This is a genomic window from Jeotgalibacillus malaysiensis (genome assembly GCF_044789845.1).
Lineage (GTDB): Bacteria > Bacillota > Bacilli > Bacillales > Jeotgalibacillaceae > Jeotgalibacillus > Jeotgalibacillus malaysiensis_A.
The window spans coordinates 3,227,305-3,245,559 of sequence record NZ_CP085252.1 but is presented as its reverse complement, the minus strand read 5'-3'; the positions used below and the strand labels follow the sequence as shown (position 1 = coordinate 3,245,559).

The 18,255-nt window shown below is 44.2% G+C and carries 20 protein-coding genes; 9 read left to right on the top strand and 11 right to left on the bottom strand.

What is annotated here, in order from left to right; translation table 11 throughout:
* Positions 1-103: 103 nt before the first annotated feature.
* Positions 104-2,968: a type I pullulanase gene (gene pulA / locus LG330_RS16860; protein ID WP_404409652.1), complete on the bottom strand. Its 2,865-nt coding sequence runs from the start codon at positions 2,966-2,968 to the stop codon at positions 104-106.
* Between the two features lie 212 nt (positions 2,969-3,180).
* Between pulA and LG330_RS16855 the strand changes: the two genes are divergently transcribed.
* Positions 3,181-3,384 carry a hypothetical protein gene (locus tag LG330_RS16855; protein ID WP_404405903.1) on the top strand — a complete coding sequence of 68 codons (204 nt, stop codon included), beginning with the start codon at positions 3,181-3,183 and terminating at the stop codon, positions 3,382-3,384.
* A 215-nt stretch (positions 3,385-3,599) separates the two neighbouring features.
* On the opposite strand, the gene LG330_RS16850 is transcribed toward LG330_RS16855, so the two are convergent.
* Positions 3,600-3,791, bottom strand: a complete 192-nt coding sequence (locus LG330_RS16850) for a hypothetical protein (RefSeq protein WP_404405901.1) — start codon at positions 3,789-3,791, stop codon at positions 3,600-3,602.
* Positions 3,792-3,932: 141 nt separating this feature from the next.
* Between LG330_RS16850 and LG330_RS16845 the strand changes: the two genes are divergently transcribed.
* The 5 genes from LG330_RS16845 to LG330_RS16825 all read left to right on the top strand — a co-directional run bounded on the left by LG330_RS16845 (position 3,933) and on the right by LG330_RS16825 (position 8,492).
* The gene (locus LG330_RS16845; RefSeq protein WP_404405899.1) at positions 3,933-4,484 is read left to right on the top strand and encodes a VanZ family protein; all 552 of its coding nucleotides are present in this window, start codon (positions 3,933-3,935) and stop codon (positions 4,482-4,484) included.
* Positions 4,485-4,768: 284 nt separating this feature from the next.
* A complete protein-coding gene (gene pxpB, locus LG330_RS16840; protein ID WP_404405897.1) occupies positions 4,769-5,461 on the top strand; it encodes a 5-oxoprolinase subunit PxpB in 693 nt (230 codons plus the stop codon).
* Entirely contained in the window at positions 5,458-6,456 is a 999-nt protein-coding gene (locus LG330_RS16835) for a biotin-dependent carboxyltransferase family protein (RefSeq protein WP_404405895.1), read from the top strand. Before pxpB ends, LG330_RS16835 begins: the two co-directional genes overlap by 4 nt.
* Positions 6,443-7,201: a 5-oxoprolinase subunit PxpA gene (gene pxpA / locus LG330_RS16830; RefSeq protein WP_404405893.1), complete on the top strand. Its 759-nt coding sequence runs from the start codon at positions 6,443-6,445 to the stop codon at positions 7,199-7,201. Before LG330_RS16835 ends, pxpA begins: the two co-directional genes overlap by 14 nt.
* Before the next feature lie 97 nt (positions 7,202-7,298).
* Positions 7,299-8,492 (top strand): NRAMP family divalent metal transporter, encoded by a 1,194-nt coding sequence (locus tag LG330_RS16825; RefSeq protein ID WP_404405891.1) that lies wholly within the window; start codon positions 7,299-7,301, stop codon positions 8,490-8,492.
* Positions 8,493-8,695: 203 nt separating this feature from the next.
* Here LG330_RS16825 and LG330_RS16820 read toward each other — a convergent pair whose 3' ends face one another.
* From LG330_RS16820 to LG330_RS16800, 5 genes are all read right to left on the bottom strand, one after another.
* Positions 8,696-9,631 (bottom strand): ArsA family ATPase, encoded by a 936-nt coding sequence (locus LG330_RS16820; protein WP_404405889.1) that lies wholly within the window; start codon positions 9,629-9,631, stop codon positions 8,696-8,698.
* 15 nt (positions 9,632-9,646) lie between these two features.
* Positions 9,647-9,904: a cory-CC-star protein gene (locus tag LG330_RS16815; protein WP_039812209.1), complete on the bottom strand. Its 258-nt coding sequence runs from the start codon at positions 9,902-9,904 to the stop codon at positions 9,647-9,649.
* A gap of 126 nt (positions 9,905-10,030) precedes the next feature.
* Complete coding sequence (locus LG330_RS16810; protein WP_404405887.1) at positions 10,031-11,770, bottom strand: carbon starvation protein A; 1,740 nt, start codon at positions 11,768-11,770, stop codon at positions 10,031-10,033.
* A 302-nt stretch (positions 11,771-12,072) separates the two neighbouring features.
* Positions 12,073-12,213, bottom strand: a complete 141-nt coding sequence (locus LG330_RS16805; RefSeq protein ID WP_404405885.1) for a hypothetical protein — start codon at positions 12,211-12,213, stop codon at positions 12,073-12,075.
* 9 nt (positions 12,214-12,222) lie between these two features.
* Positions 12,223-12,993 carry an SDR family oxidoreductase gene (locus LG330_RS16800; protein ID WP_404405883.1) on the bottom strand — a complete coding sequence of 257 codons (771 nt, stop codon included), beginning with the start codon at positions 12,991-12,993 and terminating at the stop codon, positions 12,223-12,225.
* Positions 12,994-13,282: 289 nt separating this feature from the next.
* Here LG330_RS16800 and LG330_RS16795 point away from each other — a divergent pair, with 289 nt between their 5' ends.
* The 3 genes from LG330_RS16795 (at position 13,283) to LG330_RS16785 (ending at position 14,694) form a co-directional block, all read left to right on the top strand.
* Positions 13,283-13,801: a GNAT family N-acetyltransferase gene (locus LG330_RS16795; RefSeq protein ID WP_404405881.1), complete on the top strand. Its 519-nt coding sequence runs from the start codon at positions 13,283-13,285 to the stop codon at positions 13,799-13,801.
* A gap of 69 nt (positions 13,802-13,870) precedes the next feature.
* Entirely contained in the window at positions 13,871-14,140 is a 270-nt protein-coding gene (locus LG330_RS16790; protein ID WP_404405879.1) for a hypothetical protein, read from the top strand.
* A complete protein-coding gene (locus tag LG330_RS16785) occupies positions 14,140-14,694 on the top strand; it encodes a GNAT family N-acetyltransferase (RefSeq protein ID WP_404405877.1) in 555 nt (184 codons plus the stop codon). The genes LG330_RS16790 and LG330_RS16785 overlap by 1 nt, the downstream gene beginning before the upstream one ends.
* A 33-nt stretch (positions 14,695-14,727) precedes the next feature.
* Here LG330_RS16785 and LG330_RS16780 read toward each other — a convergent pair whose 3' ends face one another.
* The 4 genes from LG330_RS16780 to LG330_RS16765 all read right to left on the bottom strand — a co-directional run bounded on the left by LG330_RS16780 (position 14,728) and on the right by LG330_RS16765 (position 17,989).
* Positions 14,728-15,870 carry a CAP domain-containing protein gene (locus tag LG330_RS16780; RefSeq protein ID WP_404405875.1) on the bottom strand — a complete coding sequence of 381 codons (1,143 nt, stop codon included), beginning with the start codon at positions 15,868-15,870 and terminating at the stop codon, positions 14,728-14,730.
* Between the two features lie 178 nt (positions 15,871-16,048).
* On the bottom strand, positions 16,049-16,759 hold the full coding sequence (locus tag LG330_RS16775) for a hypothetical protein (protein ID WP_404405873.1): 711 nt from the start codon (positions 16,757-16,759) through the stop codon (positions 16,049-16,051).
* Positions 16,752-17,624, bottom strand: a complete 873-nt coding sequence (locus tag LG330_RS16770; RefSeq protein ID WP_404405871.1) for an ABC transporter ATP-binding protein — start codon at positions 17,622-17,624, stop codon at positions 16,752-16,754. Before LG330_RS16770 ends, LG330_RS16775 begins: the two co-directional genes overlap by 8 nt.
* On the bottom strand, positions 17,621-17,989 hold the full coding sequence (locus LG330_RS16765) for a GntR family transcriptional regulator (RefSeq protein WP_039812177.1): 369 nt from the start codon (positions 17,987-17,989) through the stop codon (positions 17,621-17,623). Before LG330_RS16765 ends, LG330_RS16770 begins: the two co-directional genes overlap by 4 nt.
* Positions 17,990-18,255 lie beyond the last annotated feature (266 nt).

Below are 18,255 nucleotides of genomic sequence, written 5' to 3'. Positions count from 1 at the left end.
GTGGCTGTCTTGTTACCCGTTCACTTTTAAACACACACATCCCAGGCAAGCGTACACAAACAAAACCCCTGTTCCTTCACACCAGGAGACAGGGGTTTGATGTTTACTTCAATTTTCCATCTTTCAGTAGTACGATACTGCTCAATCCATCTACTTCAACACTCTTACCTTTTTCCACAGACAATACTTCCGTTCCGGCTTCTTCACTGTTCACAAGTACTTTCCAAGGTCCTTTACCAGGAAGGGAAACAGAAACGGCTTCCTTGTTTGCGTTATGCACAACAAACAGGTGACGGTTCTTTTTCTCCTGCAGCGTATAAGCGATCGTATTGGCAGGGGATGCAGCAAATGTCAGGCGGTCATTGATGGCATCAGCATTTGTCAGTCTGAATGCATCATATTTCTGGCGAAGATCAATTAAGCCTGCCATATATTCCACTTCATCGTTAAATGCAGCGCGGCGTTCCCAGTCGAGCTGGTTCACGCTGTCGGGTGACTGATAGCTGTTATGATCGCCACCTTTTGTACGCATGAATTCCTGTCCTGCATGGATAAATGAGATACCCTGAGACGTCAGTACGATTGAAGAACCAAGCTTGTGCATCGACTTCATTTCTTCAAGTGTCGCATCAGGATTTGTTTTCTCAAGCTTATCCCACAGCGTCAGGTTATCGTGTGCTTCAACATATTGCACGACCTGATCAGGATCACGGTAAGTCGCAACGCTGTCGTCGTAATCAATTCCGCCTGCTACACTTTGGCGCATGATGTCTTCCATGCCCTGTTTTCCATTGATAAAGCCAGGGTCAGCATCTTCCCATACGCTTCCTTTTGCACCATCGCGCAACGTGTCATTGAAATGTGCCACGCGGTCCATATCTTCAGCATTTTTCTGATTCGCTTTCAGTTCAGGATCAAGAGGGGTATTCAGGTCCCATCCTTCTCCAAGTACAATGATTGAAGGGTCGATTTCATCAAGAGCCCCGCGTACTTCATTCATTGTGTCCGTGTCATGAATGCCCATCAGGTCAAAGCGGAATCCGTCCATTTCATATTCTTCAGCCCAGTATGAAACGGAATCCACGATAAATTTCTGCATCATTTTCCGCTCAGAAGCTGTATCGTTCCCAACGCCAGTTCCATTTGCAAGCGAACCGTCTTCGTTGTAGCGGAAGTAGTAGCCCGGTACAAGCTGATGGAAATTCGACTCGTTCACAGCATACATATGGTTATAGACAACGTCCATAATCACGCCAAGATCCTCATCATGCAGCGTCTGGATCATTTCCTTCAACTCAGTCACTCTTACTTCAGGATCGTATGGATCAGTTGAGTATGAACCTTCCGGCGTATTATAGTTTTTCGGGTCATATCCCCAGTTGAACTGAGGGGTATCCAGGTTTGTTTCATCTACTGTACGGTAATCATAGATTGGCAGGAACTGAACGTGTGAGACACCAAGGTTTAAAATGTGGTCCAGTCCGGTTGCATAGCCTTCAGGACCAGTTGTTCCTTTTTCAGTCACGCCCAGGTATTTTCCTTTGTTTTCAATCCCGCTCTCAGGCTGAATGGATAAATCTCTGACATGCAATTCATAAATTGTGGCATCTTCAGGATTTTCTCCTTTAGAGAACGTCTCCCAATTTTCAGGGTTTGTGCGGTCAAGATCAAGCACTGCACCTTTATCTCCATTGACTGATGTAGAGCGTACATAAGGGTCAACCGCTTCACGCCACTCATCACCAATCTTAACTTTGTACGTATAAAGCTGGTTGTGAAGGTCTCCTTCAACGCTCGCTGTCCATGTTCCTTTTTCAGCAGCATCCATCACAATTTCTTCACCTTCTGTTGCATCCCACGCATCATAAAGAACAAGTCGTGCTTCGCTTGCGGTCGGTGCCCACAGGCGGAAATCAGTCTGTTCCTCCGTATACGTGTTACCTAAATCATCGCCATCATAAAAGTACATCTCATCGAATGAGTCAGAACGGATTACCTTACCGACCTGAACAGTTGCATCGCCGAAAAAGTCCGTTTCTATCGTGTAAGTCTTTGTGAGATCAATATCTTCGACTGTTTCGATTGTTACTTTATTTGTGACAGGATCTGTTCCTTTAAAAGGACGGATATCTCCAATCGTCAGTCCATTTAACGTAATGCCGGGATCTTCAGTAGCCGTATCAATCGGCAGATTAGTCGTTAATGTGATTTCATTTACTTCATCAATCGTTGCGCTTACAATACGCGGTGTAGAATCAATATATTTCGAATCATAGTAAACGCCTTTATCACTTTGAACGATCCAGATTTCAGCGGTGCCATCTTCATTGATCTTTGTAATAAAGCGGTCGCCGTTTTCCTGGTCAGCCCATGCGTTTTCACCTTCCGTTTTCTTTACGATAAAACCGACCTTATCAAACAGCTCATCGCTTGAAACAGTGAAATTCGCAGCTAAGCCAAACTCATCTTCTTCTGTAAACTGGATTTCCTGACCATCCCCATTTTCAGGCCACGCCCATAAGTTCCAGCCTTCATAGTTTCCATCAAAACGGTAGTAGTGAAGCGTGACATCTACTTCATTAAATTCGGGGAACTCACGGTATTCACCATCCGGCGGGGAGGTGAATACCGTGTCATCACCGGATTTAATCCAGACTTCAGCAACGCCTGCTTCAGTTTCAGCCCAGCGGTCACCGCCGTCTTTTTCCCAAGTATCCGTTCTTACAATGAAACCGATTCGATTATGTGAACCTTCAAGGTCAATAGTCGCAATCTTTCCGAATTCATCTTCTCCTGTAAATTCGTGAACCTGCCCATCGCCGCCTTCAGGCCAAACCCACAGATTCCAGTCCTGAGTCGATTCAGGCGCTTCCTCATAATGAACAATAAGCGTTGAATATGTATGTCTTTCTGCTTGTGCAGTGTTTGAGGCAAACGGTTGCACAACCGGCAGTAAAGAAATGACCATTAAAAATGATAACCATCCTGCAAGAAACTTTTTGCGATTCACTTACATTCCTCCTAATGTTTGGTATGGTTAGGATTATAAGGTGAGAATAGTCAGATTGAAAGCGTTTGCACAAAAGTTGCACAAAACGAATCCATTGGACTAGTGAACAAATTGTGACTATATGTTCTGAAAGATCAGAAAACGGGAGTATTTTCATAGGAGGTTTTTACATGAGAGTAGTTGGATATTTCCTGGGAGGACTTTTTATTGCTACGATGATTTTCATGATCGCCGGACCGATTGTGGGTGGAGTCATTGCTTTTGCACTTCTATTTACAATTCAACTGGCAAAACCGCTTGAGGAGAAGCCTGCTAAAGACCGTGTGGCAGAAGCTTATGAGAAATATCTGAAGGAAAGAGAAACCGGATCATAGGGGGATCTGGTTTTTTGGATGGAGAAGTTTATTTGATAACGTAAAAAATGGATGACGTAATTGCTATTTGAAATAATGTGATCTAATGGATTTCATGTGCGAATTGAAGGAATTCACCGTCTGGAATTGGTTGAATTATCATGTTACATGTAGAAAAAAGCCCTTGATGCTCTTCACCAAAGCCAGGTGACGGGCATCAAGGGCTTTTCTGTCATTCAGGCATAGACATAAAACTTCACCAGATCCACTAAACCCTGATCATCCTCACTTACTGGAGACTGAAAAATCCCAATGACCAGATCCATAAACTCTCCCCTAAATAAAAAAGCAAAAATAAGTACAATGCTAATCAATATTGCTGCAAGAAATAATATGTATACAGACCATTTCCCTGCAAACTGCACCATCAATCTCCCTCCTAAAATACACTTATATGTATTAGACGTTAAAAAAAGGAAAAAGTTTCGTATTTTCTGAAAAATGTTTTGATTTCTTTTTTCGAATAAATCAAATAGGATAAGATTAGACGAATAGAAAGAGGGAACCATATGACTTCGATTGCGCTGCCGGCGGCTGTCATAGCTACAGTCATCGGATTATTTGCAATAACACGTGATTTTAAAAAGAAAAAACGTTCAACTTCCAGGAAGGTTATGCTGATTCTTTTTTGGATCTATGTGACAGCGGTCGTCCATGTAACACTCGGGACACTTTCTTTTCCGCCTAATCCGGATGCACCACTCAGAATTCAGCTTGAACCTTTATATTTTTTAGACGAATGGGCCACATACCGCAATCTTCAAAGTGAATCATTCTTTCAAAATGCTAGCTTGACCTTCTATAATTTTGTCATGTTTATGCCCTATGGATTTTTCTTAGCCGCTCTGTTTAAAAAAGGGTTCTTCAGAGCACTGCTGATTCTATTTTTCACAAGTCTGCTGATTGAAACAACTCAGCTGGTCCTGTCTTACTTTGGTATTGCATGGATGAGAGGCTTCAATGTAGATGATCTGATCATGAATACAGCCGGTGGATTTCTGGTATACCTGCTGACAAGCGTGATGATAAAAATATTGGGTAATACAAAAAGAGGTGCTTAGGCATCTCTTTTTGTATTTAATCTATGAAGACGATTGTTGTTTCTGCACAACTGGTGATTTGAGTGTTCGTCCGCGGAAAACGTCCCCCTGAAGCTGAAACCACCAGCCAACTTTTAAAAGTATATATTTAAAAAGATAATGAACAAGCAACTATAAATAATAGAAGGTTTGCAGTAAAACACACATTGCGATAATCTATTTCCTAAGGGTTGAATGTTCAGACAACATACTACATTCAAAAAATAAATATCATCATAAGATTTTCATTGCATAGGAGGGGTTAGATGAACGTAACTTACCATCCGCTCGGTGATCAGGCGGTATTGATTCATTTCAAACAGGAAGTTAGCAGCGAAGTGCTGGCTGAAGTCCAATGCCTGAAAAATGAAATTCAACAGGCGCAGCCGGACTGGCTATATGAAGCAGTGCCCGGGTATGCTTCCTTAACAGTTCATTATAACCTGACGCAGCTGCTTCAGAAAGAAGATCCTTATGCGTACGTTGTCTCTTTTTTGAAGGAAAAAGCAGCAGGCGTAAAAACGGGCGGGAACTTTAAGCAGCGGACAGTTAAAATCCCAGTCTGTTATGGCGGTGATCTCGGACCGGACCTTGAAGAAGTCGCAAAGCATGCCGGAGTATCAACTGATGAAGTGATTAAACGTCATCAAAATGCTGACTATACTGTGTATATGCTCGGTTTTGCACCGGGGTTTCCTTATATAGGCGGACTGGATCCTACTATCGCAGCACCACGCAAAGATAATCCGAGAACAGCCATTCCGGCAGGTTCTGTTGGCATAGCCGGCAAACAAACCGGCGTCTACTCAATTGAAACGCCTGGCGGCTGGCAGATCATCGGAAGAACGCCTGAAAAGCTTTTTGATTTAACAAGAGATGAATCCTTCCTTTTACGGGCAGGAGACAGAATTGAATTTTATGCAATTACAGAAAAAGAATTTGAGGAGTGGCAGACATGATGAAAGTAGTGGAACCAGGGCTGCTGTCTTCAATTCAGGATAATGGCCGCCGGGGGCATCAGGAATCCGGCATGATTATTTCAGGCGTGATGGATACATTCTCATTACGCATTGCCAACTATTTAGTGGGAAACGAAGAAGGTGAAGCGGTACTTGAGATCACTCTGACCGGACCGACCATTGAGTTTCAGGAAGATCAGCTGATCGCCATATGCGGTGCGGATTTTTCTGCAACCATTGATGACAAGCCGGCACCACTATGGCGACCGGTTGCAGTGAAAAAAGGCAGCACATTACATATGAAGTTCTCAAAAGTAGGCTGCAGAGGCGTCATCGCAGTCGGCGGAGGATTCAGCGTGCCAGAGGTGCTCGGCAGCAAATCCACATACCTCAGAGCTGAAATCGGAGGGTTTGAAGGGCGCGGACTTGAGAAAGAGGACATTATAAGGATTGGAGAGCGCAGCAGCAGCTCTCAAAGGATTTTTGAACGTGTATTAAAAAAGCCGGTTGACTGGTCTGTATCTGGTGCCTATACCCATGATGTTTACAGCAGGTCAGTTATGAGAGTGATCCCCGGAAAACAGTATGAGGACTTTACTGAAGAGAGCAGAGCATGCTTTTTTGACCAGGATTTTAAAATCTCCAAGCAGTCTGACCGGATGGGTTTCCGTCTGGATGGAGAAAATCTTGAGTGTGGGTTAAATGGAGATATGCTTTCAGAGGGCGTCGCATTCGGAACGGTTCAGGTGCCGGCAGACGGACAGCCGATTATCCTGCTTGCAGACAGGCAGACACTTGGCGGCTATCCGAAAATCGGACAAGTTGCTTCTGTAGACCTTCCTGCATTGATTCAAAAAAAGCCTGGTGAAGCAATCAGCTTTGAAGAAATCTCTATTCAGCAAGCGCAGGATCTGTTTAAAAAGCGTGAAAAGGAATGGCAGGAATTAAAATGGATGATCAATATGAAACTGGAGGGATTAGATGGTGAAGATTGACCTGAACTGTGACATGGGCGAAAGCTTCGGCGCTTATCAAATGGGTAATGATGCAGAAGTACTGAAATTTATAACTTCTGCTAATATTGCCTGCGGCTATCATGCCGGGGATCCTTCTGTCATGAGAAAAACAGTTGAGCTCGCACTTGAAAATGGAACAGCCATTGGGGCGCATCCGGGATTCCCGGACCTTGCCGGCTTCGGACGTCGCCACATGAACGTATCTGAAGAGGAAGCATACGACCTGACGTTATATCAGATTGGTGCGCTTTACGGCTTTGTTAAAGCACAGGGAAGCACGCTTCAGCATGTAAAGCCTCACGGTGCGTTATACAATGCTGCCGCAAAGGATGCTAAGCTTGCCGGTGCAATTGCTAAAGCAGTGTATGATCTGGATCCTGAACTGATTTTATTTGGCCTGTCAGGAGGAGAACTGATCCGCGCTGGCAAGCATGTCGGTCTGACAACCGCTTCAGAGGTGTTTGCTGACAGAACGTATCAGTCTGATGGTACACTCACGCCCAGAACACAAAGCAACGCCCTGATTGAAAATGATGATCAGGCTGTCAATCAGGTCGTGCGAATGGTCAAAGAAGGTATTGTGCGCGACGTTGATGGAAAAGATATCAGCATTGAAGCGGACACTGTCTGTATTCATGGGGACGGGGCACATGCGCTGGCATTTGCAGAGAAGATTAATCAGAAGTTGAAAGAAGAAAATATTAGCTTACAGAGCTTAAAATAAGAGTTTTAAGCCCATGATGCCTTTAGACAGCATAAAATGTATGCCGGCTAAAGGCATCAGGAGCTTTTTGAGACAGCAGGAAAGGGATTGAACAACGATGAAAAAACCAGAATCAAATCGCAGTATCCTGCTCGGTGCTGCGTTTTTAATGGCGACATCCGCCGTCGGACCGGGCTTTTTAACACAGACAACAACATTTACACAGACGCTTGCAGCAAGCTTTGGTTTCGTTATTTTAATTTCCATTATTATTGATATCGGCGTTCAGATGAATATCTGGCGCATCATCACTGTATCCGGTAAACGGGCGCAGGAAATTGCCAATGAAGTGCTTCCCGGGCTTGGCGTTGTGCTGGCCGGACTTGTTGTCCTCGGTGGTCTCGCGTTTAACATTGGGAACATCGGGGGAGCGGGGCTTGGTACGAACGTACTCTTCGGTGTTTCTCCTGAGATGGGTGCCCTGTTCAGCGGACTGATTGCAATCGGGATCTTCCTTGTACGGGAAGCCGCCCGGATCATGGACCGCTTTATCCAGGTGCTCGGCTTTCTTATGATTGGACTCACTGTATTTGTGATGTTCCAGTCCCAGCCGCCTATTGGAGAAGCAATTACGCGTTCTTTTATTCCTGAAACAGTAGATTTCCTGGCAATTGTTACACTGGTCGGCGGTACAGTTGGCGGGTATATTACATTTGCTGGGGGACACAGACTGCTTGATGCAGGATTAAGCGGTACAAAAAATATATCTGAAGTGAATAAAAGTGCAGTGTCTGCGATCGGACTTGCTTCAATCATAAGAATCTTTTTATTCCTTGCGACACTTGGTGTAGTGGCACAGGGACTTGAAATTAATCCTGAAAATCCACCGGCATCCGTATTCCAGCTTGCAGCAGGTAATATCGGTTATAAAATCTTTGGTGTTGTGATGTGGTCAGCGGCAATCAGTTCAGTAATAGGTGCTGCTTATACATCAGTTTCCTTTATCAAGACGTTCAGTCCGATTTTAGCAAAATACGAAAAGTTTCTGATTGTCGGTTTTATTACGTCATCAACAGCCATCTTTACTTCAATCGGTCAGCCGGTTACACTGCTGATCCTTGCAGGTGCGTTAAACGGGCTGATCCTGCCAATTTCACTTGGTGTGATTTTGCTTGCGGCACATAATAAGAAAATTGTTGGTGATTATAATCATCCGAAATGGTTAACAGGGTTTGGCGTTTTAATTGTTGTGGTCATGGCTTACCTTGGCGGTTACACAATGATTAATCAGCTGCCTGAGCTATTTTCATAAAAGGGTATTAAAAAAACAGGATGAGTGTTCATCCTGTTTTTTGGTGGTTGAAAGTGCCTGTTTTATAAAATCATGCAGGTCAGCCATGCAGAGATGTAGCAATGTGCGGTGAGGTTGTCGCTGTTCAGCCGGTAGCTGTCGCGATCCACCCGGGAACTTGTCGCAATCCGCGCCAAAGTTGTCGCATTCCACCCCGGAGCAGCTCACCTTTTCTGATCAAGCTTGCTGCTAAACCACTCCAGCAAATCCTTATTCACAATATCCTGCGATGAAAACGGAACATAGATCAATTCCTGCTTTTTAAATGTCTCTTTAATCTTTTCTAAATGCGGCTTCTCATGCTTTTTCCGTTCCTGCATAAACGTGCCATCAACATCTTCAGGAAGCACTTTATTCACAATCAGTGTCTTCACATGCAGGTCGTACTGATCAAGGAGCTGCAGCGCTTTCTCTGTCTCAAGAATCGGCAGGCGCTCAGGATTTAACACGAATATAAAGCCTGTTTCTTTAGGGTCAAGCAGGATCTCCCTTGCTCTTGAAAAACGGTCCTGACGTGTTCTGAGCACATCATAAATTGGATCTTCCACAGGCTCTCCGTCGTTTAAAAGGGCAGCATAATTCTCATTTGTTTTTCTGCGCTTTTCTAGCAATCCCTCAATCCAGATGCCCATCAGTTCAGGCAGTGTTAAAAGACGGATTGTGTGTCCCGTTGGCGCTGTATCAAAAACGATTTTATCAAACTTCTCGCGTTCTTCTAACACAATTGAAATCAGTTTATCAAAAAGGGCAGCCTCATCCGCACCAGGAGAAGATTTAGCCGTATCAAGCTGTCTGTGAACCTCTTCCATCATGCCGGCATGTACAACACCCTTGATGTTGGCCTTCACGCCTTTAATGTAATTCGCCGTTTCAATCTCTGGATCAATCTCAAGTGCGAATAAATGTGGTGCAATCTCTGTGTTCTTACCACCGATTTTCCGGTCAAATATATCTCCCACGTTATGGGCAGGATCAGTGGAAACAAGCAGTGTACGGTAACCCTGCTTTGCGGATTTCCAGGCGATAGCTGCAGCAGATGTAGATTTACCAACGCCGCCTTTTCCGCCGACAAATAAAATATTGTTCTTTAAAATATCCATCCAATGGCTCCTTTATCAGCAGCAGCGGATGCCTGAGAGCGGAGATTTCTCCATCCCCATCCGCAGATGCCAGTCATGAAATTTTTCGATCATATGAGGATACAGTTCAAGCGTGTAATAGTAAACCGGATTTGGTATACCGATCATTTCAGAGTAAAGCATGAGTAAAAAGAGGTCGTCCTCATTGCGCAGTTCACGTGCAATTTCCTGACGGTGGGGCATACTCAGCACTTCTTCATAGTAGGCGATGAGTTTTTTGACATGGTCAAGCATAGGTGAGCGCCTCCTTTTTCATTGGTTATCTATATTATATATGAGAACTGTCCTGATTTACCGGACATAAAGCGCAGCAAAACGAGAAGAGGATGAGACAACTTTCTGTCCCATCCCCTTAAAAACTTATTCGTTCGGGTCAATCTTAGGCAGGTCTTTATTAAATAATGCTGAAATTGCCGTAATACTGATCCATAATGCAAAACCGAAGATGATGGCACCGAATACAAACAGAAGGGTGCTCGATTGATCGGCCCAGAATGCCCACTGTGTGAATACCTGAATGAACATGGCATAGAGCGTCATGAACATCAGGAAAATCATTGGAATCAGGGTGATCAGATAGTTTCTGCCAAGACGCTTTAACCAGACGGAAATTAATAATAAGTTGATTCCGGCAAGAAGCTGGTTTGATGTACCAAACAGCGGCCAAAGCAGATAACCGCCCGACCCAAAGCCATTAGGGCCTTCAGGGATTAATACTAATGCAGCACTTGATACAACTGCAATTGTTGTAGCAACATGTGTTTTTTCAAGCGCAGGCACTTTATATTCAGTACCAAGTTCAGAGATAATGTAGCGCATCAGACGAACGGATGTATCAAGCGTCGTTGCCGCAAAGCTGACTACGATGATCGATACGATGGTTGCAGCAACTTCAGGAGGGATGCCAAGACCGCCTGCAAGCTGACTTGCTCCAAGAACAAAGTTTCCAAGACCGCCGCCACTTGCAGCACCAAAGCTGTTATAAGCATCTTTAAATGCATCGGCACTCGGGAAGAAAGTGATAACTGCAATAATTGAAATCAGTGCAAGCACACCTTCACCTACAGCTCCAAAGTAGCCGACAAAACGTGCATCGGTTTCTTTATTCAGCTGTTTTGAAGAGGTACCTGATGATACAAGGCCGTGGAAGCCTGAAATCGCACCGCAGGCGATTGTGATAAAGAGAAGCGGGAACCAGGATACATCATTTGCATCAGGGTTCGTAATTGGCGCTGTAATCTCAGGATTAGTGAATAAAAGTCCAAGATACAGAATACCAAGCCCTACCACAAGCTGGTGTGAGTTAATAAAGTCACGCGGCTGCAGAAGCTTCCAGACTGGAAGTGTAGACGCGATATACACATAAATCATCAGGATGATAATCCAGATGAAGAACGCACTTGAGATGGCGCCCAGTCCAAAGATTCCGGCACCTTCTTCACCGCCCATATAGCGGACAAGGTCGATCTGCAGAATCTGATATTCAGCTGCAAGTACTGCAACCAGATACATAACTGCAAGTGCAATAAGTGAAGGCACAAGCATTTTTGAATTGCGCTTATACACTGCATGCCCAATCCAGACTGCAAGCGGAATTTGAATAAATACCGGCAGAACGCTTGATGGGAATGTGATAAACAGATTGGCAATTACCCATGCAAATACGGCGTTGACCATCAGCACAAGAATTAAAATGATAAATAAGAACAAAATCTTTGCCCGCTGGCCAACTAATTTATTTGCGAGTGTTCCCATTGACTGACCTTTATTTCTGACAGAGACAACGAGTGTACCAAAGTCATGAACCCCGGCGGCAAATACTGTTCCGAGTACGACCCAGAGTACAGCGGGAAGCCAGCCCCAGTATACGGCAATGGCCGGTCCTAAAATTGGTGCAGCTCCGGCGACAGACGTAAAGTGGTGCCCCCAAAGCACGAACTTATTCGTCGGTACAAAATCGACGCCGTCTTTGTAGCGGTGTGCAGGTGTGACGTAGTTCGGATCAAGTCTGTAAATTTTCTCTGCAACAAATTTCGAATAAAATCTGTAACCGAGTACAAATACAAAGAGTCCAATCGCAGCTAAAGCAATTGCATTCATTCAGTTTTCCCCCTTAGACATATAATCTGACACTGCTATATATAGTATGTAAGCACTTTCAATGTCATGTTCTATAATAGGGTATTGTGAGAATTGTGTAAATATTTAAACAGAACAAATTTTAGATGACCGGTAGAATTGTATCGTTATTTCAACCATTCTTATAAAAATCAAACGTTTTCAACCGATTTCCAGTGTTCCATTGACAGCTTTATACTTCCAGGCACTTTAATTCCTGGACCTTCGCCACCAAACTGAAGTAAATTTTCTGATGAGTTAAATTGTATCGTGCAGCTTTTTGTTTAAAAAATTCCTTCCTCGACTTTAGTCCGGGCAGTGAAAGTGATCGTTTTCTCTGGAAATGTTGAGAATGTATGAAAAGCATCTGATCTGTTGACACTGGTGTTTTGCATCGCAGTGAAAAACAAGATACCTTTTTTCATCTTCCCCTCCTACAAATAATTATTAAACCCGCCTTCAGAGTGAATTGTCTGTCCTGTGACCCACTGAGCTTCCACGCTGACTAAAAATGACGCAAGGTTCGCAACGTCTGAAGGTTTGCCTACACGTCCCTGTGGTGAACGTGTCAGCAGCTCTTCTTTTAGCTCATCATTCATCCATCCGGTATCAGTAGGACCGGGATTAATCACGTTCATGGTGATTTTTCTTTCAGCCAGGACAGGTGAAATCGTGTAAGCAAGCGTATCAATTGTTGATTTAGTTAAAGCGTAAGAGAGCTCGTTAGGCATGGGACCCTGCGCCCATCCGGTCGTAAGAGAGATGATTCTGCCAAAATCATACTCAAAATGCTTCAGAAATTTCTGTGTCAGCAGGGTAACTGCCCGCGTGTTGATGGCATAATGCTGATCGAGCTGTTCTGCAGTGACCGTTTCAATTGTGTCATTGATTGAAACAGCTGCATTGTGAACAAGCGTGTCCGGATAGCGCCCAAAGACTGAGTAACAATAGGAAAACAGTTCATCAATTGAATGGACCTCAGCTAAATTCAGTTCGATCATTTCAGCGTGAACGCTCTTTTCCCGGCATAATTGTAAAATATCATCCGGATCTTCGCTTTTTTCATGAGCGGATACTTCACGGTCATAAGCGTGCCAATAGGTAAATAAAACATCCATCCCATCTGCTGCTAATCTTTCAGCAAGTGCAGCGCCGATTCCAACTTTTCTGCCAACACCTGTCACAAGCGCAAGTCTGCGTGCCATACGATCACCACTTTCAATTTTTTGGTCCTTCTAATATTGGCTGATGATTTACGCTGCAGGGGACGCTTTCCGCGGACGAACGCTCAAGCCTCCTCGAGCAGAAGGGCGCTGCTCTGCGGGGTCTTTCCCGATCGTTTTTCCGCAGGAGTCGCCCCTTACGCTCCAATCATCAGCTGTACAGTTAAAATAATTGCTTTTTTACATACTGTATAATAAAGAGCTTTTCTTTTCTCTATTATACCGTTAACATAGACAAAAGAAATTATTGGAAGTAAAGGTGAGATGATAAATGGAAAGCGTGCAGCTTGTAAGACCGGACCGGGTAAGGGAAGAGGCGTATCAGGAATACATAAAAGAATGGGAGGCATCAGAAGAGGAAATCATTCCGCACGCTTCTATGCCGAAGGGTAAGAAATATAATGAGCAGGTGGAAGCATGGAAGAAGGAAGAGCAGGGAATCGGCATTCCTGAAGGCTGGGTAAGCGGATCACTGTTCTTTTTAGTCAACAGTGAGGAAAAAGTACTTGGCGCGGTTCACATCAGGCATAAGCTGACAGAACCGCTTTTTGAACGGGGAGGTCATATTGGCTATGGTATCAGACCGAGCGAACGAAAAAAAGGGTATGCAAAAGAGATTCTTAAGCTCTCGCTTGAAGAAGCAAGAAAGCTTGGGATAGAGGAAGTGCTAGTGACCTGCGATGACGATAACCCGGCTTCATATAAAACAATTGAAGCAAATGGCGGCTTCAGAGACCCTCAGGATGCGGAAGAGAATGGGATCCTCGTCAGACGCTACTGGATTCGTTAAGATTATTCATAATTCCGGCTGCTTCTTTGATATAGTGTAAGAAGAACAGATTTGAAAGGAACGATCTTAATGAGCAATGCTTCTGAACCAACAAGAATGGATAAATTAAAATCCCGTGAAAAGATTTTCCTCGGACTGCTGATTGGCGGCGCCCTCGGATTGAATTTCCGGTTAATAAATGTATTAATGATTGATGATATTACAATGCAGACAGTGAGTAACATGGAGCTTGGCATTTATATGTTATTTTTCGTTGTGGCTGTAACGGGTATGCTGTGGGTGAGAAAGCAGAAGAAAATTGAGCTTGAAAAGAACCCGGAGCTGGAGAAGAAGAGCTGATGGTATTTGCTGATGTTGAAACAGAACGCTTAATGCTCACCCCACTCACAAAGGAGCATACACAGTTTGTTTTTGAGCATTTTTCAGACCCTGTCGTCTGCAGGTATCTCCTTGATGAGGAAGTCTACACAGAGTTAGAAGAGGCGGAGAACTTTATTTTGTTTAATGCGTATCATCCTAAAAAGAATAATAACCGCTGGGCAATTGTAGAAAAAGAGGCTGGTAAAGTGATTGGTACGTGCGGCTTCCACCAATGGGACCGCTATAACAACATTGCAGAGATCGGCTATGACCTCACTCCATCTGAATGGAGAAAAGGCTATGGAAGTGAAGCAGTCAACGGAATGATTGCACACGGCTTTGAAGAAATGAAGCTGAACCGGATTGAAGCCTATGCAGCAAAAGCAAATGCCGCATCCATGAAATTGCTTGAGCGGCTTGGCTTTAAGCAGGAAGGGCTCGTGCGGGATAAGCATTTGTTTCAGGGGAAATATTATGATCATTACAGTTACTCGCTCCTGAAGCGGGAATGGAATTCATTAAAAAAGCATTGAACCGGATCCGGTTCAATGCTTTTTTATCTATCATCAGTTATTAAAAAACTTCTCTGTAAAAAATGGCTGCTCCTCCGTGTTGAAGTCAACTCCGACACCAAGGAAGCCATAATCAGGCTTCAAAATATTTTCACGGTGACCGAGTGAATTCATGAGGCCTTCATGTGCAAAAATAGCGCTGTACTGACCATATGCAAGATTTTCTCCGGCGACTCTATAGCTGATTCCATCTGCATCCATCCGGTCAAACGGTGATTGCCCGTCAAGATTGTCATGAGAGAAAAAGCTATTCTCTGCCATATCAGCACTATGCTTGCGGGCAGTTTCACTGACAGCTTCATCCCACTGGAGTATATTCAGTCCATGCATGACTCTTGCTGCATTTGTCACGTCAAACAGCTGATATTTAAATCCTTCAGTAAGCTCTGCAGACGGTTCAGCGTACAGGGTATCCCGCTGGTCCTCCAGATCTTCTGACACGACCTGAAGCGCAGTAACTGTATTGTTTTCATGCTGATCATAAAAAACGGTGATATAAGCGCCATCGAAGGAAAATAAATCATACTCCCCATCATCCTGCAGCTCATATCGTACGAATCCTTTTTGAATAGAAGAAAGAGGCTCACCAAGCTCAGCTCTTACTTCATCACGTGTACTGCCCATCTGGAGCGGCAGTGAGGAAGAAATCAGATCCTGATTGGTAAACAGTCCGTTCACTTCATTTTCCCCGTTATAAGAAACCATAAAAAAGTTTTGGTATTGTTCATGATAAGCGTGCCAGTTAACGCCGAATTCATTCATCGAACTGCGGCTTGCCTGTCCAGCAGCTGCTTCTACATCAGCTTTTGCCTGTCCAAGCTCAATATTATGAATGGCAAACAGCTCTTCAGAAGGGACGGCAAGGTCGGGCCGCTCCACTGCAGCTGTTTCATTTTCAGTGGAGAGCTCCGGTGCGTCCTGAATGATCTCATCAATCTCTATAATAAAATCAGTCATTGATTCCAATAAAGATTCCCATGCATTTTGTATTCCACCGCCTTCAAAAGCAGCTGTTGCACGGTCGGATAAGTCACTTACAGCAGACAGATTAACCGATTCAGGGATTGCATCTTCCCACATCGGTTTTGAGAGAAACAGGCCAAAGGCGATGACGATCAATAGAAGTAGTTTTCTCAAAGCGTATTTCCCCCTATCTGTACTTTATTTTACATGACTGTAAGGGTTGGGCGGAAGTGAGAAGGGACTCATCATGTGTCAGGAATGTCAAAAGTATGAACACGTTATAAGGTATTAATACGTACCCTTTTGAATAAAGGAGCAAACAAAAAGCCGCGCGTGTATGCGCGGCTGCTGCTTATCTGACGGCTCCGGGGTGGATGGAGGCGTTTTTAAAGATGATGTAAATGAGCGCTGCGAGTATAACGACTGTCACCGGGAAAGCCCAGTAGTTAAGGTCAAACATGACAGGAGCGCCGATTTGAATATCATTGATAAAGAAATCAATCACCGGTGTACGAAGCGGTTCGATTAAGATGACGATAACGCCCACTGAAAGCAGGCCAAACCCACCGATCAAACCAAACCGGTGAAAGGCTGTCGCTAAGAAAAAACCTGCATTAAAGAACATAAAACAAAATAACGAAAGCAAGCCAAACTCTGTAAGCCAGCTGAACTCACCCGCTACTGATTCAGCGAGGTGGAAAAATTGAATGTTGTTCCAGGTAGCAGCTGCCAGCTGAGTGTAAGTGAAAGTCACTGCAATACTGATCGCTGCCATGATCAGTGCAAGTAAAGCGCTGAACGTGAAGGCTGAAAGAATAAAAGCCTGGCGTGACGTGCCCATGCGCACGCCGTAAGAAAACGTTTCTTTTACTAGCACAAAACCTGAAATCCCGGAGTAAATAAAGACCGCCATTGCAGCTGAGACAATCACATTACTGCTTGTAGAGGTTGAAAGAACAGTCAATGGAATCAGAGTAAAGGTGAAAATTCCCCAAAAAATCAATATCGAAAACCGATAATCTGCCAGAAAGAATCTAGTAAGTGCTGATACCTGACTAAACATACATCTTCTCCTCCTTCTCAGTTAAGTGCACCATGAGCTCCTGGATTGAACAGCGCTCAGTTGATAAGCCCATTGCCTTTGCACGGGCAGGGTCAAGGTCGTCCCCGAACATGAGTACACTCTTCTGACCCATGATTTCAGCAGCGTGAAGAACCTGCTTTCCTTCAATGAAACGATCAACCTGAGCTTGCGGTCCGCTTACCTGCAGGCTTTTTGCCATCAGCGATTCCGCAGGCTCATGTGTCAGGAGCTCACCATCTTTTAAAAGGATAATCTCTTCAAACAGGTTGCTGACTTCATCAATCAGGTGGGTGGAAATAATAAACGTTCTCGGGTGCGACTCATACTCCTCAAGCAGAATATCGTAAAACTTATAGCGCGCACTCGCATCCATTCCGATATAAGGCTCATCAAACACCGTAATCGCAGTGTGGCTTGCAAGACCGATGATAATACTGAGCGCTGACTCCATTCCTTTAGAAAGACCCTTAGCACTTTGAGAAGGGGAGAGATTGAATGTTTTCAGCAGGCGATCCGCCGTCTCCTGTGACCAGTTTGGATAAAAGCGGCTCACTGTCTTCAGTACTTCACGGATTTTCAGCTTGCGTTTGAAATTATTTGCTTCGCTGATCAGGCAGATATGCTGAAGCACGTTTCTGTTGTTAAAAGGTTTTTCACCGTTGATCAGCACCTGACCGCCGGAAGGTTTGATGTGGCCTGCCATCATTTGAAGAAGTGTTGTTTTCCCGGCACCATTTCTGCCAAGGAGTCCAATGATTTTCTCATCGCCAATCGCCAGGTTAAACGGCTTTAATACCTGCTTGCTGCCGTAATGCTTTTCTAATTGCTGCACTTCAATTTTCATTTAGGGTCACCCTTTCGAAGTAGTGTATTCAGCTCACTCTCACTAATCCCCAGCTTTTCCGCCTCAGTTTTTAAAGGAACAATATAATCGTGATAAAAACGATCCTTTCGCTTAGAGAGAATAATCTCCCTTGCCTGATCTCCGACGAACATGCCAATGCCTCTTTTCTTAAAAAGAATTTCCTGCTCCACAAGCTGATTGATTCCTTTAGCTGCTGTAGCCGGATTGATCTGATAAAACTTTGCGAATTCGTTAGTGGATGGAACACGATCTCCGATGCTGTATGACCCTTCAAGGATGCCTGACTCAATCGTTTCGGCGATCTGCTGGAAAATCGGAACATCTTCTCTCAGTTTGTAGTCCATATTATCGCCTGCCTCGTTGGTTAGTTACTTATGTAATTAACCATAAAACCAAAAGGTGAATTAGTCAATAGGTTTCTTGGAAAATATTTTTTTTTTGGGGAGGGTGCGTGCAGGCTGGTTCGTAGAAAAACAGCTGATTTTCGGAGAATGGAAGGTGATGTTCAATGAAAGACACGTGTGGTTCTTAGAATAGAAGGTGCTCTTCGGAGAAAAAACGGCTTGGTCCTCAGAAAAGTGTAATTAGCCCTACGCCCAAATCTCACTAC

What these genes read in the sequence shown, in the direction of transcription:
- LG330_RS16775 (WP_404405873.1), bottom strand. Translation starts at nt 16,759, where the DNA reads ATGTTTAGTCAGGTATCAGCACTTACTAGATTCTTTCTGGCAGATTAT.
- LG330_RS16805 (WP_404405885.1), bottom strand. Translation starts at nt 12,213, where the DNA reads ATGAAAAAAGGTATCTTGTTTTTCACTGCGATGCAAAACACCAGTGTC.
- LG330_RS16855 (WP_404405903.1), top strand. Translation starts at nt 3,181, where the DNA reads ATGAGAGTAGTTGGATATTTCCTGGGAGGACTTTTTATTGCTACGATG.
- LG330_RS16810 (WP_404405887.1), bottom strand. Translation starts at nt 11,770, where the DNA reads ATGAATGCAATTGCTTTAGCTGCGATTGGACTCTTTGTATTTGTACTC.
- LG330_RS16800 (WP_404405883.1), bottom strand. Translation starts at nt 12,993, where the DNA reads ATGGCACGCAGACTTGCGCTTGTGACAGGTGTTGGCAGAAAAGTTGGA.
- LG330_RS16770 (WP_404405871.1), bottom strand. Translation starts at nt 17,624, where the DNA reads ATGAAAATTGAAGTGCAGCAATTAGAAAAGCATTACGGCAGCAAGCAG.
- LG330_RS16790 (WP_404405879.1), top strand. Translation starts at nt 13,871, where the DNA reads ATGAGCAATGCTTCTGAACCAACAAGAATGGATAAATTAAAATCCCGT.
- LG330_RS16820 (WP_404405889.1), bottom strand. Translation starts at nt 9,631, where the DNA reads ATGGATATTTTAAAGAACAATATTTTATTTGTCGGCGGAAAAGGCGGC.
- LG330_RS16785 (WP_404405877.1), top strand. Translation starts at nt 14,140, where the DNA reads ATGGTATTTGCTGATGTTGAAACAGAACGCTTAATGCTCACCCCACTC.
- LG330_RS16825 (WP_404405891.1), top strand. Translation starts at nt 7,299, where the DNA reads ATGAAAAAACCAGAATCAAATCGCAGTATCCTGCTCGGTGCTGCGTTT.
- LG330_RS16850 (WP_404405901.1), bottom strand. Translation starts at nt 3,791, where the DNA reads ATGGTGCAGTTTGCAGGGAAATGGTCTGTATACATATTATTTCTTGCA.
- pxpA (WP_404405893.1), top strand. Translation starts at nt 6,443, where the DNA reads ATGGTGAAGATTGACCTGAACTGTGACATGGGCGAAAGCTTCGGCGCT.
- LG330_RS16845 (WP_404405899.1), top strand. Translation starts at nt 3,933, where the DNA reads ATGACTTCGATTGCGCTGCCGGCGGCTGTCATAGCTACAGTCATCGGA.
- LG330_RS16765 (WP_039812177.1), bottom strand. Translation starts at nt 17,989, where the DNA reads ATGGACTACAAACTGAGAGAAGATGTTCCGATTTTCCAGCAGATCGCC.
- LG330_RS16815 (WP_039812209.1), bottom strand. Translation starts at nt 9,904, where the DNA reads ATGCTTGACCATGTCAAAAAACTCATCGCCTACTATGAAGAAGTGCTG.
- pulA (WP_404409652.1), bottom strand. Translation starts at nt 2,968, where the DNA reads ATGGTCATTTCTTTACTGCCGGTTGTGCAACCGTTTGCCTCAAACACT.
- LG330_RS16795 (WP_404405881.1), top strand. Translation starts at nt 13,283, where the DNA reads ATGGAAAGCGTGCAGCTTGTAAGACCGGACCGGGTAAGGGAAGAGGCG.
- LG330_RS16835 (WP_404405895.1), top strand. Translation starts at nt 5,458, where the DNA reads ATGATGAAAGTAGTGGAACCAGGGCTGCTGTCTTCAATTCAGGATAAT.
- pxpB (WP_404405897.1), top strand. Translation starts at nt 4,769, where the DNA reads ATGAACGTAACTTACCATCCGCTCGGTGATCAGGCGGTATTGATTCAT.